Below are 14,949 nucleotides of genomic sequence, written 5' to 3'. Positions count from 1 at the left end.
GTGAGGTGTCGCGGCGCGCGGATCCTTCCCGCGCCGGCTCGCGCCCGACTCAGCGCTTGACGTCCAGCCGCTCGCCGCGCACGAGCGCCATCACGTCGTCGGCATCGCACAGGTTGAAGTCGCCCGGAACGGCGTGCTTCAGGCAGCCGGCGGCATGGCCGAAGCGCAGGCTGTCGGCGTCGTCCCAGCCCAGCACCAGGCCATGCAGGACGCCGGCGGCGAAGGCGTCGCCCCCGCCGATCCGGTCGACGATCGCGGGCAGTTCGCGCGGCTCGACCCGGTGCAGCCCGCCGCCGCGTGTGGCCATCAGCGCGCCCAGCGCATGGTGCTCGACGCTGGACTGGACGCGCGTGGTGCAGGCGATGCGCTGCAGCCGCGGGAACGCCTCGAAGGCGCGGCGCGCGGCGCGTGCGAAGCGCTGCTCGTGGGTGTCGGGCGGGTCGCCGGCCTCCGCGCCGAGCACCACGTCGATGTCGCGGTGGTCGGCGAAGGCGATTTCCGCGCCTTCCAGCAGCGGCCGCAGGATCGTGGCCGGATCGCCATCCCACGCGGCCCACAGCTTGGGACGGAAATTGCCGTCGAACGAGACCCGGACCCCGGAGGCGACCGCGGCCCGCACCGCGTCCGCGGCGGCGGCGGCGGTGGCCGCCCCCAGCGCCGGAGTCACCCCCGACAGATGCAGCCATGCGGCACCGCGCAGCAGCGCGTCCCAGTCGTAGCCCGAAGCGGGCGCCGATGCGAAAGCCGAGGCGGCGCGGTCGTACAGCACCTCGCTCGGACGGTGCCCGGCGCCGGTGGCCAGGAAGTACAGGCCCATGCGGCCGCCGGCCATGCGCACGGCGCGGGTATCCACGCCGTGCCGGCGCAGTTCGCCCAGCGCGGCGCGGCCGAGCGCGTTGTCGGCGACGGTGCCGAGCATGCCCACATCGTGGCCGAACCGGGCCAGCGACACCCCGACGTTGGCTTCGGCCCCGCCGATCCGGACCTCGAGCGCGGGCGACTGCAGCAGCAGTTCCCGCCCCGGGGCGGCGAGGCGGAGCAGCAGTTCACCAAAACAGACGATGCGACCGGACATGGGGGCTCCCGCTGGTTCCCTGCATCATCGGCGAGTGCCGGCGACAGCGCGTTTTGCGCCGCAGCATGCTTGCCGGGCAAGGTTTTGTTAGGGTTTTGGCCAGCGGTGTCATTCGGCCCGCCGGGCGTCATCTCATAAGCACTTACAACTGTCAGCTGCCGCAACGGCCAACGCCTGACATCACGGGAGGGGAATTATGCAAGCTGTCGCACAGAGAAAAAAGACACCGGTTACCTTGCTGGCGGTTTCCATCGGTCTGGCACTGCAGGCGCAGGCGATGGTGGCGCTGGCCCAGGACGTGCCCGAACCGCCGGTTGCCGCGCCGACAGCCACCGCGGACACGCCGGCAGACGCCACCGAACTCGACGTGATCACCGTGACCGGCTACCGCGCAAGCCTGGTCAAGGCCCTGGATCTCAAGCGCGATGCCGTCGGCAGCGTCGACGCGATCGTGGCCGAGGACATCGCGGAATTCCCCGATCAGAACATCGCCGAATCGCTGCAGCGCATCCCCGGCATCGCCATCACCCGCGAGTCCGGCGAAGGCCGCAACATCTCCGTGCGTGGCCTGTCCGGCGAGTTCACCCGGGTACGCATCAACGGCATGGAGGCGATCGCCAGTACCGGCGGCGAAGGCGGGCCGAACCGCGGCCGCGATTTCGACTACAACGTATTCGCCTCGGAACTGTTCAACTCGGTGGTGGTCCAGAAGACCGCGCAGGCCAAGTTCGACGAAGGTTCGCTCGGCGCGCTGGTCGACCTCAACACCGGCGCCCCCTTCGGCTACGAGCATGGAACGACCCTCCTGCTGTCCGGGCAGGGCCAGTACAGCGACATCTCGGACGAATTCGCGCCGCGCGGCGCGGCGCTGTTCGCCTACAAGGATCCCGGCGACAGGTGGGGCGTGTCGTTCTCGGCCGCGTTCTCCGACGACACCAGCTACGAGATGGGCCAGAACACGGTCCGCTGGCAGCGACCGCCGGTCAACCAGGCGCAGGAGCGCTTCGGCTTCCGCTCGGTGCGTGGGGTGAACTGCTTCGACAACCAGGCCGACCCGGGCTGCCAGGACATGGTCAACAACTTCGGCGCGCGCATCCCGCGCTACGGCGAGATCAAGGTCGAGCGCGAGCGCATCGGGCTCACCGGCAGCCTGGAGTTCCGTCCCAGCGTGGACACGAAGATCAAGCTCGACGCGCTGTACTCGAAGCTCGATGCCGCGCGCGGGGAGATCTGGGGCGAAGTCCTGTTCCGCGGCAACGAACACCTCATGGACGTGACCGACTACGTGGTGGACGCCGAAACCGGCACCATCGACCGGCTCGAGGTCGACAACGCATGGGTGCGCAACGAATCGTTCGAGAAGGCCTGGACCACCGAGTTCAAGCAGTATACGTTCGACCTGTCACACACCTTCAACGATGCCTTCAGCGGCCACCTCCTGGCCGGCACCGCCTCGTCGGAACTCGACTTCCCGTACGAGATCACCTTCATGTACGACGACCGCGACTACGACGGTTTCGTCTACGACTACACGAACGATGAGTATCCGCTGATCGCCTTCAACGGCGCGGACGTCACCGACCCGGCGAACTTCCAGATGGCGGAGTTCCGCGACCGGCCGAGCAACACCAGGCACACCTTCGACAACCTCGCGGCGGACGTGACCTGGAACTTCAGCGCCGATTACTGGATGGATGCCGGCGTGAGCTACCGCAAGTTCAACTTCGAGACCTGGGGCGGGATCCGCGATTCCACCGCGTGCGCCGCGGGCCTGGTGGAGTGCACGGAAGGCGTGTACGGCGTTCCGGCGACGGACGGTCCGTCCACGGTCTACCACTTCGGCGACCGCGTCGGCGACGGCTCGACCACGAGCTGGGTGATCCCCGACCTGTGGGGCTGGGCGGACCAGATCGACCTGCGCAACCGCCCCATGCGCGAGGACACCGGCAACGTGCGCTCGGTCGAGGAGCGCGACACCGGTGTGTTCGTGCAGCTCAACGGCTCCACGCTGCTGGCCGACCGCGACTTCCGCTTCAATGCCGGCGTGCGCTACGTCCGCACCGAGCAGGAATCAAGCGGCTACAACTCGGGAGTATTCGTCACTGTCGAGCGGCCGGCCTACAGCGACGTGCTGCCCTCGTTCAACGTGGCCTGGGACCTGACCCCGGAACTGGTGTGGCGCGCGTCGGCGGCCAAGGTGATGACCCGTCCGGGCATCGGCAGCCTCACGCCGGGCGGCAGCGTGGACAGCTTCAACTACCGCGTGACCTTCCAGAACCCCTACCTCGACCCGACCCGGGCGAAGGCCTTCGACACGTCGCTGGAGTGGTATTTCGCGCCGGAGGCGATCCTGTCGGCCGCGTTCTTCTACAAGGACATCGATTCGCGGCCCATTTCCAGCCAGCGCGAGGGCACCTACGCCTCGACCGGGCTGCCGTTGTCGCTGCTGGTGCCCACCTCGCCGGCCGCGGAGAATCCGGAAGCCCGCCTGTGGGAGATCAACTCTGTCATCAACGGGCCGGGCGGCAAGCTGCATGGACTCGAGCTCGCCTTCCAGATGCCGCTGGCGCTGATCGCGCCGGACATGCCGGTGGTGCGCAACATGGGGCTGATCGGCAACTACACCTATGTCGATTCGGATGCCGACTACACGATCAGCGGCGAGGTGGTGACCGAACGCCTGTTCGGCCTGTCGAAGAACTCCTACAACTTCACCGTGTTCTACGAGAACGAGCGCTTCGACGCACGCCTGTCCGGCGCCTATCGCAGCGACTACCTGACCGGGACCAGCGGCACGGGCAACCGTTTCGAGGGGTACGGCGACACGTTCAACCTGGATGCCTCGATGGGCTACAAGGTCAACGACAACTTCTCGATCACCCTCGAGGCGCTGAACCTCACCGACGACTACCAGGATCGCTGGACCGACATCGACGCCCGCCGCCGCTACGAGTGGGACCACACCGGCCGGGTGTACAAGCTCGGTTTCCGCTACCGCTTCTGATCCATCCGCGGCCCACCGGGCGCCGTCGTGCGCCCGGTGGGCCTTTCATTGCGCGCGGCGGGGCCGCATCGCGGTGGCGGGCCCCTCACTGGCGCCGCCGGCATTCGCCGGCTCCCCGTTTCGAGGATCTGTCGCGCACGCGCTGCGCGGCTTGAAGACGGTCCGGCTTGGCCACCGGTGCGGACACCCCGCGGAGTCGGCCTTCGCGGCGAGCCGCTTCGTGCGCGCCCGGGCGACGCTGGGCGAGGGCAGCGACGTTGCCGGCCTCAGGACTCGGGCGCGATGCGGGGACAACCGGTGACGGGTGCGGGGACCGCGTCCGCGCGCGGTGGCAGCGAGTGGATCCAGTCGATCGCCAGACGCGGCCACCCGGCAAGCCGGTTGTCGGCGATGGCGTGAGTGCCGAATCCGTGCCCGCCCGCCGCATACACATGCAGTTCCGCGGGCACGCCTGCGGCGCGCAGGGCGGCGTGGAAGACCAGGCTGTTGCGCACCGGCACCGAAGTGTCGTCGCTGGCATGGAGCAGGAAGGTCGGCGGTGTGCGGCCGTCGACCGCGTGCTGCGGCGAGTAGCGCCGCAACGAATCGGGCGACGGCGCGGGGCCGAGCAGTCGGCGTCGCGATCCCGCGTGGGCATCGCGGCCGGCCATGTCGATCACCGGATAGCCCAGGAGCAGGAAGTCGGGCCGGGCGCTCGTCGCGTCGTAGGCGTCGATCGGCGGCTGCAGCGATTCGTCGAAGCGCGTGCCCAGGCTGGCGGCGAGGTGGCCCCCGGCGGAGAAGCCGAGCATGCCCACCCGGGCGGGATCGAGTCCCCAGGCAGGTGCGCAGGCGCGGATCATCCGCAACGAACGCTGCGCATCGGCCAGCGCCACATCGGCACCTTCCGCATGACCGTCCCCCGGCAGGCGGTACCGCAGGACGAACAGGGTGATCCCGGATCCCGCGAAGGCCGGGACGAGCGTGGTGCCTTCCTTGTCGAGCACGACGCGCTCGTATCCGCCGCCGGGCGCCACCAGCAGCGCGGTGCCATCGGGGTGCGGCGGGCGGTGTACCACGAAGTAGGGACGACGGACGCCGGTGATCACGCGGTCGCGCGAACCGTCGGCAAGCCGGCCGCGGTCCACGATGCGCTGCGGAGGGAGCGTGCCTGCATGATCGGGGGCGTGGCCGGCGGGCCAGATCTCGATCCGGACCACGCCGGCGTCCTCGGCGGACGCCGGGCCCGCGGGCGGCTCCGCCGACGCCGTGGCCATGGACGCCAGCATGCCCGCCAGCAGGATGCGGACACGCATGCCGCGTTCCTACAGGGTGCCGCGTTGCACGAAGGGTGCGATCCGGTAGAGACGCCGCTCGCCGCCACGCGGATCGTCGGCCATCCGGGGTTCGGCATCGAAAACCATCGTCTCGCGCCGCGGCAGCGAGTACGGCCGCCAGTCCGCGGTCGCGCCGGTGCGCGGATCGCCGCAGCGGGCGAACGCGAGCAGCGCCTCGCTCATCGCATCCGCCACGCGCTGCGCCTGCGGCGCGACCCCGGTGCGCGAGCCCGCCCGGGCGATGTTGTCGAACACCAGCGGGATGTCGAGCGTATGGAAGGCGCGCCTGCGCTCGCCGCCTTCCACGTCGCGTGGATACCAGTCGAGCTGGTAGGCCCAGGTATTGCCTCCGCCATCGCGTGCGCGCGCTTCGAGTTCCTCCACCGCGCCGCGCCAGGAGCGCCCGGCCGTGGTCGCCGCGAAGAACACCTCCGATGGCGTGTAGTGCGGATACAGCCTGCGGTATCCGGCCACCACCAGGTCGGGGTCGATGTCCAGATACTGCTGCGTGCGCAGCCTGGCCGGGAGCTGCTCCCAGTCGAGCGTGAAGTTGTCGGGATCGCTGCCGAGGAAGGCGCGCGTCTCGTCGCGGGTGTTGCCGACGACCATCGGGATCGCCGCCGACTGCGGCGGCGCATCGGGCCAGAACGGGTGGCGCGGCAGCGCAGCGCCATCCATCACGGGGCCGAAGTAGAGTGCACTGTCCTCGATGCGCGAGGGGTCGCGCACCGACTGTGCCGCCAGCAGCGTCTCCGCCGGCAGCATGCGCAGGCGTCCGGCATCGGCCGGGGACAGGCCGAGGGCGTCGAGATAGATCCGCGCTCGACCATCCGCCGCGCGCGGCCCGGCCGCCGTCACCTGCTGCCCGCTCATGGTCCACGCGCGATGGAACAGGCCGCGCGCGGCCGGCATCGCCATCAGCGTGGCGATCTTCGCGCCACCGCCCGACTGGCCGAACAGGGTGACGTTGCCGGCATCGCCGCCGAACTCCGCCGCGTGTTCGCGTACCCAGTGCAGTGCCTGTACCAGGTCGAGCTGGCCGACGTTGCCGGACCCGGCGTAGTCCGGGCCGAGCAGGCCCCCGAGATACAGGTAGCCGAAGGCGTTGAGCCGATGGTTGAGGGTGACCACGACGACGTCGCCGCGCAGGCACAGACGGGCGCCGTCGTAGAGCGGATCGCTGCCAGAACCGTTGTTGAAACCGCCGCCATGGAGGTAGACCAGGACCGGTCGCCTCGCGCCGTCGCGCAGCCCCGGCGTCCAGACGTTGAGGAACAGGCAGTCCTCGCTGCCCGGGCCTTCGCCGCCACGTTGCGCGGTCGCCGCGCCGTAGGCGAGCGCATCGCGCACGCCACGCCAGGAGGCTTCCCGCAATGCAGGCAGGAAGCGGCGCGGCGCGGTGTCGGCGCCGTAGCGGATGCCGCGGAACACGTGCACGCCGTGCTCGCGGGTGCCGGCGACGCGGCCGCCACGCACGCGTGCGAGACTGGTCGCGGGCGAGGGAGCGGCGGCCACCAGGCCGGGCGCCATGGCGCCACCGCACAGCGCCAGCGAAACCTGCAGGAACGCGCGCCTGGGTCGCATCGCGGTCAACGCAGTGGTTCGCCGCGCGGGTACGTGCCCGAACGCGGCTCCATCGTCCCGAGGTTCCAGTCCGCCTCGACGAAGGGTTTGCGCGTGGGCGCGTACTGCGGATAGCCGCCCACCTCGTCCTGGCTGTCGATGATCGTGCCGCGGCCTTCGATCACGTCGGCGACGATGCGACGATCGACCGGGTCGCGGTCCCAGGGCGTGGCCCCAACGGTTTCGATCACGGCATCCTGCACCTGCGCCGACGGCAGGAGCCGTACGCCGAACGGCAGCGCGGGCGCGGCTGCAGGTTCGTTGATCCGGACCGGCGCGGTGGTGTAGCGACCGGTCGCTTCGATCACCGGCCTGCCGAGGCGATCGACCGCCAGGTTGTCCTCCGCATGCACGTCGACGTCGCCGGAGCCGCCGACCATGAACAGTGCCAGAGGCTCGGTCGAGATCCCCGCCCGCAGCACGTTGCCGCGCAGGACCATCTCGCCGCGGGAGTAGGGGTGTCCGATCCATTCCTCGGCGATCAGGTTGTAGTGGATCGCGCGCTGGCCGGGGTTGTAGATCAGGTTGTTGACGACCTGCCCGCGCGCGCCGCCCTTGAACAGCGGGCTGCGCTCGTAGTTGTGCGCGTACAGGTTGCCGACGATCAGGATGCGACTGACGTGGTCGTGCACCAGCGTGCCCTTGGAATGCTCGCCCTTGGGGTGGGTGGCATGGGCCAGGCCTTCGGCGATGATGTTGTTGCTGAAAGTGATGTCGTGCGAAGCGTTGCGCATCCACTGCGACTCGTCCTCGCCGAGGAATCGCGTGCTGGAGGCCGACAGCCCCTCGTCGGTGGCCCAGGTGAGCGAACAGTGGTCGACGATCACGTTGCGCGCGCCGCGCAGGGTCGTGATCGCGTCGATGTCGCCCGAGCCCTTGGGCCGGTGGCCGTCCCCGGGGCGGATGCGGAGGTGGCGGACCACCACGTCGTGGGCGGCGATGGTCAGGCCGCCCTTGATGATCGTGATCCCGGGATGCGGCGCGGTCTGGCCGGCAATCGTCAGGTAGGGCTCGCTGATCCGCAGCTCCTTCATGCCCAGGTCGATCACGCCGCCGACCTCGAACACGACCACCCGCGGACCCCTGGTCTCGACCGCGGCACGCAGGGAGCCGGGGCCATCGGCGGCCAGCGTCGTCACCCGCAGGATCTGCCCGCCGCGGCCGCCCGGCGTGTGCGCGGCCCAGCCCTGGGCCCCGGGAAAGGCGGGGACGCGGTCGGCGGCGGCCGACACGGGAAGCGCAAGGCAGAGCAGGCAGGCGAGCAGGGCGTACCAGGCGGGGGATCGGCGGATCGGGGACATGCGGAAGGCTCCATCGCGGGTCGGATCGGGCGGCCGGGCGGAGGATGTCCACCGGTTTGCCGCACTGCACATTGAAGATGACACCGGTTTACCTTACAAGGACATCCGGCCTGCGGCGATCTGCACCGCAACATCATCCGGAGGGGGCTTGAGCAGCGAAACCGAAACATCGAAGGACTCGACCGAGCATGCCGCCGCGGTGGCCATCGCCGACACGTTCGTGGAGGCAAGGCTGCAGGGTCGCAGCGTGCCGGACTTCCCCGGCGTCATTCCCGAAGACCTGGTCGCGGCGTACAGGGTGCAGGACCTCGCGATCGCGCGCTGGCCGGATCGGGTGGCCGGCTGGAAGGTCGGCTACATCGGCGCCGAGCGCCGGGACGGATCGGGCGACGACCGCCTGCTCGGCCCGATCTACCAACGACAGCTGTCGACCCGGGTGGACGATGCGGTGCTGCCGGTGTTCGTCGGCGGCTTCGGCGCGATCGAGGCCGAGTACGTGCTGCGCCTGGAGGCCGACGCGCCTGCCGGCAAGCTGGACTGGACGCCTGCCGAGGCTGCCGCATTGCCGGCTGCGCTGGCGATCGGCCTGGAGATCGCCAGCAGCCCGCTGGCGACGATCAACGCGCTCGGGCCGCGGGTGGTGGTCTCGGATTTCGGGAACAACAACGGCCTGGTGGTGGGCCCGGAAATCCCGCACTGGCGCGACATCCCGGAGCCGGAACTGGTCGCGGAGTGCTGGATCGACGACGAGCGCGTCGGCACGGGCGGCGCCACGCTCCTGCCCGGCGGGCTGCTGGCCGCCTATGCGTTCGCGCTGTCGCGTTCGGCCCGGCGCGGCCGTCCGCTGCGGGCCGGCGACCTGATCGCGACCGGCAACGCCACCGGCATCCACGAGGTGCGCGTGGGCCAGCGCGTACGCGTGGGCTTCGGCACGCACGGCACGATCCACGGGCGTGTCGTCGCCGCCACCGCGTTCGCCGCCGGCAGCAGCGCATGAGGCGGCGCCGCTTCATCGCCGCCGGCCTCGGCGTCGCCTGCGCGGCAGGCGCGGGCGCGATGCCGGCGCTGGCCGCGGGCCGCAACGGCCTGCTGACCGCCACCGACGTGCACGTGAGCGACTATCCCACGGTCGAGGCCATGCGCTGGATCGGCCAGACGCTGGAGCGCGAGACACGCGGCAGGCTGCGCATCCGCCTCTACCATTCCGGGCAACTCGGCCGCGAGGCCGAGGCGATCGACATGGCCCGCTTCGGCGCGATCGACTTCGCGCGCGTCTACAGCGGCGCGCTCAACAACGCCTTCCCGCTGACCCGGGCGTTGTGCCTGCCGTACGCGTTCGACTCGGTCGCGCACATGCGCCGGTCGATGGACGGAGAGGTCGGCCGGGCGGTGCTGGACGGCTTCTCCGGACGCGGCCTGGTCGGGCTGGCGATCTACGACTCCGGCGCTCGGTGCTTCTACAACGCGCGGCGTCCGATTCGCACGCCCGCCGACCTGCACGGGATGAAGATCCGCGTGCCGGTCTCGGACATCTTCATCCGCCTGCTGCGCCAGTTCGGCGCCAACGCCACCCCGCTGTCGCTGGGCGAGGTGTACTCGGGCATGGAGACGCGGATGATCGACGGGGCCGAGAACAACATCCGCAGCTTCCACTCGAGCCGCCATTTCGAGGCGGCCCGCTACTGGTCGCAGAGCGAGCATTCCTACGCGCCGGACGTGCTGCTGCTGTCGCGGCGCACCTGGGATGCCCTCGATGCCGGAGACCGCGAACTGCTGCGCGACGCCGCGCGGCGCTCGGTGGCGGTGATGCGCGAGGCCTGGGACGCCTCCGAAGCCGCGGCGCGCGAGGAGGTGCTGGCCGCGGGCATCGAGGCGAACGAGGTCGACATCGACGCCTTCCGCGCGGCGGCCGCGCCGCTGCTGGCCGGGTATCGCCGCGATCCGCGCATCGAAGCGCTGTACGCGCAGATCCGCGCAACCGCATGAGGACCCAGATGACGGGACGATCGGAGACCCCACTCGACACCGGCACCGACGCCGGTACGGACCAGACGCCCCCCGCAGGACCGCCGGGTGCGCTCGACCGGCTCGCCGGCATCGCCATCGCCATCGCCGCGACGGCGCTGGCCGGGCTGGTGCTGGTGCAGGGCTGGCAGGTGGTCGCACGCTACGTGCTGAACGATTCGCCGAGCTGGACGGAGCCGGTCACGCTGCTGCTGCTCGGCACCGCGATGAGCTTCGGCGCGGCGGCGGGTGTCCACACCCAACGCCACTTCAGCTTCAGCCTGCTGGCCGACGCGATGCAGCCTCGCGTGCGACGCGTGGTCGATGCGCTCAACGTGCTGGTCGTGGCCGCGATAGGCGCCGTGCTGGCGGGCTGGGGCGCGGTGCTGCTGTTCGACGCGCTGGACGTGCGCATCGCCGGCGCGCCGATGCCGCAGAGCATCGGCTTCCTGCCGTTGTCGCTCGGCGGCGCGCTGATGGTGGTGTTCGCGCTGGCGCGCCTGCCCGGCGTGCTGCGCGCCGGCGGGGAGGGCTGAGCCATGGGCATCGCCATCCTGTTCATCTCCTTCATCGTGCTGCTGGTGATCGGCGTGCCGGTCGCCTATGCGCTTGCTGCCGCCTCGCTGCTGACGCTGCTGTACCTCGACCTGCCGTCGGTGGTGCTGGCGCAGCAGGTCGGCGCGGGCATCGGCACCGCATCGCTGATCGCGATCCCGCTGTTCATCTTCGCCGGCGAAATCATGATGCGCGGGGGCATCTCCGAACGCCTGATCGCGCTGGCCGCGGGCCTTGTGGGGCGCGTGCGCGGCGGCCTTGGACAGGTGTCGGTGCTGTCGTCGCTGTTCTTCGGCGGCGTGTCGGGTTCGGCGATCGCCGACGTCTCCGCGGTCGGCGGCACCATGATCCCGCAGATGGTCAAGCGCGGCTACGACCGCGATTTCGCCGTGAACGTCTGCATCACCGCCGCGCTGGTGGCGCTGCTGGTGCCGCCTTCGCACAACCTGATCCTGTACTCGGCGGCGGCCGGCGGCGGCATCTCGATCGCCGACCTGTTCGCCGGCGGGATCCTGCCGGCGCTGCTGATGACGGCGGCGATGATGCTGACCGGCTACGTGGTGGCGCGGCGCCGGGGCTACGGCACCGAGCCGTTCCCGGGCCTGCGCACGGTGCTGCTGCGGCTGGTGTCGGCACTGCCCGGCCTGGGCCTGGTGGCGCTGATCTTCATCGGCATCCGCGCCGGCGTGTTCACCGCGGTCGAGAGCGCGGCGGTGGCGGTGGTATACGCGTTGCTGGTGACCGTGGTGCTGTACCGGCAACTGCGCTGGCGGATGTTCCTCGAGACCATCGTGCATGCGGCCAGGACCACCGGCGTGATCCTGTTCGTGATCGCCTGCGCGGCCGCCTTCGGATGGATGCTGGCCTATCTGCAGGTGCCGGTGGCGGCGGTCGAGGCATTGCAATCGATCGCCGGGAACAGGTACGCGGTGCTGCTGCTGATCGTGCTGATCCTGCTGCTGCTGGGGACCTTCATGGACCTGGCGCCGTTGATCCTGATCTGCACCCCGATCTTCCTGCCGGTGGCCAAGGCGTACGGCATCCACCCGGTGCATTTCGGCATGGTGCTGGTGCTGACCGGCGGACTGGGCCTGGTGACGCCGCCGGTGGGTTCGGTGCTGTTCGTGGGCACCGCGATCGGCAAGATCACGATCGCCGAGAGCCTGCGCTCGATCTGGCCGTTCTGGCTTGCGGGCCTGGCCGTGCTGCTGGCGGTGGTGCTGTTCCCGCAACTGTCGCTGTGGTTGCCGGCGCTGCTGCGCGCGTGAACCGGTACATGGCGGCCCGTTTCCCATGAGGAATTCCATGTCGAAGACGTCGCGCTGGCTCTGGCTCCTCCTGTCCATCGCCTTGGCTCCGCCCGCGCCTGCGCAGGACGCGCTGCCGCAATGGCAGCGCGGGATCGAGCACCAGCGCCAGCCGGACCTCGGCGACGGCACCTTCCTCAACCCGGTGCTGGCCGGCGACCATCCCGATCCCTCGGTGCTGCGCGACGGCGAGGATTTCTACCTCACCCTGTCCTCGTTCACGGCCTACCCGGGACTGCCGCTGTGGCACTCGCGGGACCTGGTGAACTGGCAGCCCGTCGGCAACGCGATCTCCACCAACGTGGGCTCTGTCTGGGCGCCCGACCTGGTGAAGCACGATGGGCGCTACTACATCTACTTCCCGGCGCGCCATGGCGGCACCGAGGGCAGCGAGCGCAGCAACTACGTGGTCTGGGCCGACGACATCCGCGGACCGTGGAGCGATCCGGTCGACATCGGCCTGCCTGGCCACATCGATCCGGGCCATGCCGTGGGCGAGGACGGCAGGCGCTACCTGTTCCTCAGCGGCGGCGACTACGTGCAACTGGCCGACGACGGCCTGTCCACCGTCGGCGAGGTGAAGCACGTCTACGATGGCTGGCGCTACCCCGAGGACTGGGTGGTCGAGGCGTACGCGCAGGAAGGCCCGAAGATCACCCGCCGCGACGGCTGGTACTACATGGTCACCGCCGTCGGCGGCACCGCCGGCCCGCCGACCGGGCACATGGTGATCGTGGCCCGCTCGCGTTCCATCCATGGGCCCTGGGAGAACTCCCCCCACAACCCGGTGGTGCGCACGCGGAGTCGCGACGAATACTGGTGGTCGCGCGGCCATGCCACGCTGGTCGAGGACGTGGCCGGCCAGTGGTGGATGATCTACCACGGCTACGAGCGCGACTTCTGGACCCTCGGCCGCCAGGCGCTGCTCGATCCGGTGGAGTGGACCGATGACGGCTGGTTCGTGGCCCGTGGCGGCGACCTGGGCCAGCCGATACGCAAGCCCGCAGGCGAGGCGCTGCAGCCGCACGGCATCGCGCTGTCGGACAGCTTCGCCGGCGGCAGGCTGGGCAAGCAATGGGCGTTCTACGACCCGGCGCCGGACGAGTATGCGCGGATCGCCTTCGGCGAACGCGGCCTGGGGTTGCGCGGCAAGGGCGACTCGCCACGCGACAGTTCCCCGCTGGGCGTGATCGCGGGCGACCTGGCCTACGAGTTCGAGGTCGAGATGGACATCGAGCCGGGGGCGCAGGGAGGCGCATTGCTGTTCTACAGCGACCGGCTGTACGCGGGCCTGGGCAGCAACGGCGAACAGTTCGTCATGCACCGCTACGGCCTGGAACGGCCGGCGCGGCTGGCGCCCGGCGCCACCGGCGGCCGGCTGTGGATCCGGGTCCGCAACGACCGCCATATCGTGACCATCCATACCAGCCGCGACGGAAGCAGCTGGACCAAGTACCCGGTGCAGATGGAGATCTCCGGCTATCACCACAACGTGGCCGGGGGCTTCCTGGCGGTGAAGCCGTCGCTGTATGCGGCCGGCAGCGGCACGGTGCATTTCCGCAATTTCCGGTATCGCGCGCTAGACTGATCCCGACACCGGTATCAGCCGGCGGGACACGACATGCCGCGAACCAAGGAAGACGACGCCAGGCCCGTGCGGGGCAAGGCGGCGACCATCAACGACATCGCCCGGCTCGCCGGGGTGTCCAAGAAGACCGTGTCGCGGATCATCAACCGTTCGCCGCTGGTGCGTGCGGACACGCGCGACAAGGTCGAGACGCTGATGCGCGAGGTGGGCTACGTGCCCGACCCGATGGCGCGTGGCCTCGCGTTCCGCCGTTCCTTCCTGATCGGCATGATCTACGACAACCCGACCGCGCAGTACATCGTCGACATCCAGTACGGCGCGCTGGACGCGCTGCGCGACTCGGGTTTCGAGCTCGTGGTCCATCCCTGCGACAGCCGCAGTCCGAACTATGTCGACGGCGTGCGGCGCTTCGTCCAGCAGCAGAAGCTGCACGGGGTGATGCTGGTGCCGCGCGTCTCCGAGGACCAGGCCCTGGCCGACATGCTGGACGACGTCGGCTGCCGGTACGCGCGTATCGCGGCGGTGGCGCTCGATGCGCCCGACCGTATCGTCGTGACCCACGACCGCGACGGCGCCGCGGAAGTGGCCGACTACCTGCAGTCGCTGGGCCACCGCGAGGTGGCGATGATCACCGGTCCTGCCGCCTACCGCTCCGCGATCGAGCGCACCCACGGTTTCGTCGGCGCGCTGCAGCGGCGCGGCATCGAGCTGCCGCCGTCGCGCCTGGTCGAAGCCGGGTATACCTTCGAGTCGGGCGTGGCCGCGGCCGAGAAGCTGCTCGGCGCGAAGAAGCGCCCGACCGCGATCTTCTGCGGCAACGACGAAATGGCCGCGGGCGTCTACCGCGTGGCGCTGCGCACCGGCATCCAGATCCCGAAACAGCTGTCGGTGGTGGGCTACGACGACAGCCCGCTGGCCTCGCGCCTGTGGCCGCCGCTCACCTCGGTGCGCCGCGACACGCGCGATACCGGGCGCATGGCCGCGGCGATGCTGCTGCAGACCGACGGTGCCCCGCGCCCGCTGTCGAGCGTCCGGCCGCACCTGGTCATCCGCGACTCCTGCCAGCCCCCCGCGTAGCCCGGATAAGCGCAGCGCATCCGGGACCTCGACTCCCGCGCGTTCCGGCAAGGACGGGCCGTGTCCGTGGTGCGTATCCGGCGGTGTGGACCCGAACGA

At 70.3% G+C, this 14,949-nt stretch carries 11 protein-coding genes; 7 read left to right on the top strand and 4 right to left on the bottom strand.

Translation table 11 applies throughout. The annotated features are described in order from the left end of the window. Positions 1 to 49: 49 nt before the first annotated feature. Positions 50 to 1,075 (bottom strand): sugar kinase, encoded by a 1,026-nt coding sequence (locus FZO89_RS06845; RefSeq protein WP_149102540.1) that lies wholly within the window; start codon positions 1,073 to 1,075, stop codon positions 50 to 52. Positions 1,076 to 1,310: 235 nt separating this feature from the next. Between FZO89_RS06845 and FZO89_RS06840 the strand changes: the two genes are divergently transcribed. Next, complete coding sequence (locus FZO89_RS06840; RefSeq protein ID WP_187471065.1) at positions 1,311 to 4,079, top strand: TonB-dependent receptor; 2,769 nt, start codon at positions 1,311 to 1,313, stop codon at positions 4,077 to 4,079. A 266-nt stretch (positions 4,080 to 4,345) separates the two neighbouring features. Here FZO89_RS06840 and FZO89_RS06835 read toward each other — a convergent pair whose 3' ends face one another. Genes FZO89_RS06835 through FZO89_RS06825 form a run of 3 tightly spaced genes read right to left on the bottom strand, consistent with a single transcriptional unit; the run spans position 4,346 to position 8,319 of the window. Then, on the bottom strand, positions 4,346 to 5,374 hold the full coding sequence (locus FZO89_RS06835; protein WP_149102538.1) for an alpha/beta hydrolase: 1,029 nt from the start codon (positions 5,372 to 5,374) through the stop codon (positions 4,346 to 4,348). A 9-nt stretch (positions 5,375 to 5,383) separates the two neighbouring features. Continuing rightward, positions 5,384 to 6,979 carry a carboxylesterase/lipase family protein gene (locus FZO89_RS06830; RefSeq protein WP_149104078.1) on the bottom strand — a complete coding sequence of 532 codons (1,596 nt, stop codon included), beginning with the start codon at positions 6,977 to 6,979 and terminating at the stop codon, positions 5,384 to 5,386. A gap of 5 nt (positions 6,980 to 6,984) precedes the next feature. Further along, a complete protein-coding gene (locus FZO89_RS06825; protein WP_149102537.1) occupies positions 6,985 to 8,319 on the bottom strand; it encodes a pectate lyase family protein in 1,335 nt (444 codons plus the stop codon). Between the two features lie 148 nt (positions 8,320 to 8,467). On the opposite strand from FZO89_RS06825, the gene FZO89_RS06820 reads away from it, so the two are divergent. The 6 genes from FZO89_RS06820 to FZO89_RS06795 are packed head-to-tail and all read left to right on the top strand — an operon-like array spanning position 8,468 to position 14,850. Then, positions 8,468 to 9,316: a 2-keto-4-pentenoate hydratase gene (locus FZO89_RS06820; RefSeq protein WP_262378558.1), complete on the top strand. Its 849-nt coding sequence runs from the start codon at positions 8,468 to 8,470 to the stop codon at positions 9,314 to 9,316. Beyond that, the gene (locus tag FZO89_RS06815; RefSeq protein WP_262378557.1) at positions 9,313 to 10,305 is read left to right on the top strand and encodes a TRAP transporter substrate-binding protein; all 993 of its coding nucleotides are present in this window, start codon (positions 9,313 to 9,315) and stop codon (positions 10,303 to 10,305) included. Before FZO89_RS06820 ends, FZO89_RS06815 begins: the two co-directional genes overlap by 4 nt. Positions 10,306 to 10,313: 8 nt before the next feature. Beyond that, the gene (locus FZO89_RS06810) at positions 10,314 to 10,859 is read left to right on the top strand and encodes a TRAP transporter small permease (RefSeq protein WP_149102536.1); all 546 of its coding nucleotides are present in this window, start codon (positions 10,314 to 10,316) and stop codon (positions 10,857 to 10,859) included. A 3-nt stretch (positions 10,860 to 10,862) separates the two neighbouring features. Beyond that, the gene (locus tag FZO89_RS06805) at positions 10,863 to 12,146 is read left to right on the top strand and encodes a TRAP transporter large permease (protein WP_149102535.1); all 1,284 of its coding nucleotides are present in this window, start codon (positions 10,863 to 10,865) and stop codon (positions 12,144 to 12,146) included. A 37-nt stretch (positions 12,147 to 12,183) separates the two neighbouring features. Then, positions 12,184 to 13,773, top strand: a complete 1,590-nt coding sequence (locus tag FZO89_RS06800; protein WP_425480424.1) for a family 43 glycosylhydrolase — start codon at positions 12,184 to 12,186, stop codon at positions 13,771 to 13,773. Between the two features lie 33 nt (positions 13,774 to 13,806). Beyond that, positions 13,807 to 14,850, top strand: a complete 1,044-nt coding sequence (locus FZO89_RS06795; RefSeq protein WP_149102533.1) for a LacI family DNA-binding transcriptional regulator — start codon at positions 13,807 to 13,809, stop codon at positions 14,848 to 14,850. Positions 14,851 to 14,949 lie beyond the last annotated feature (99 nt).

The sequence above is a fragment of the Luteimonas viscosa genome (assembly GCF_008244685.1).
Lineage (GTDB): Bacteria > Pseudomonadota > Gammaproteobacteria > Xanthomonadales > Xanthomonadaceae > Luteimonas > Luteimonas viscosa.
The sequence above is the reverse complement of the archived record's forward strand: the minus strand, read 5'-3'. Positions and strand labels throughout refer to the sequence as shown.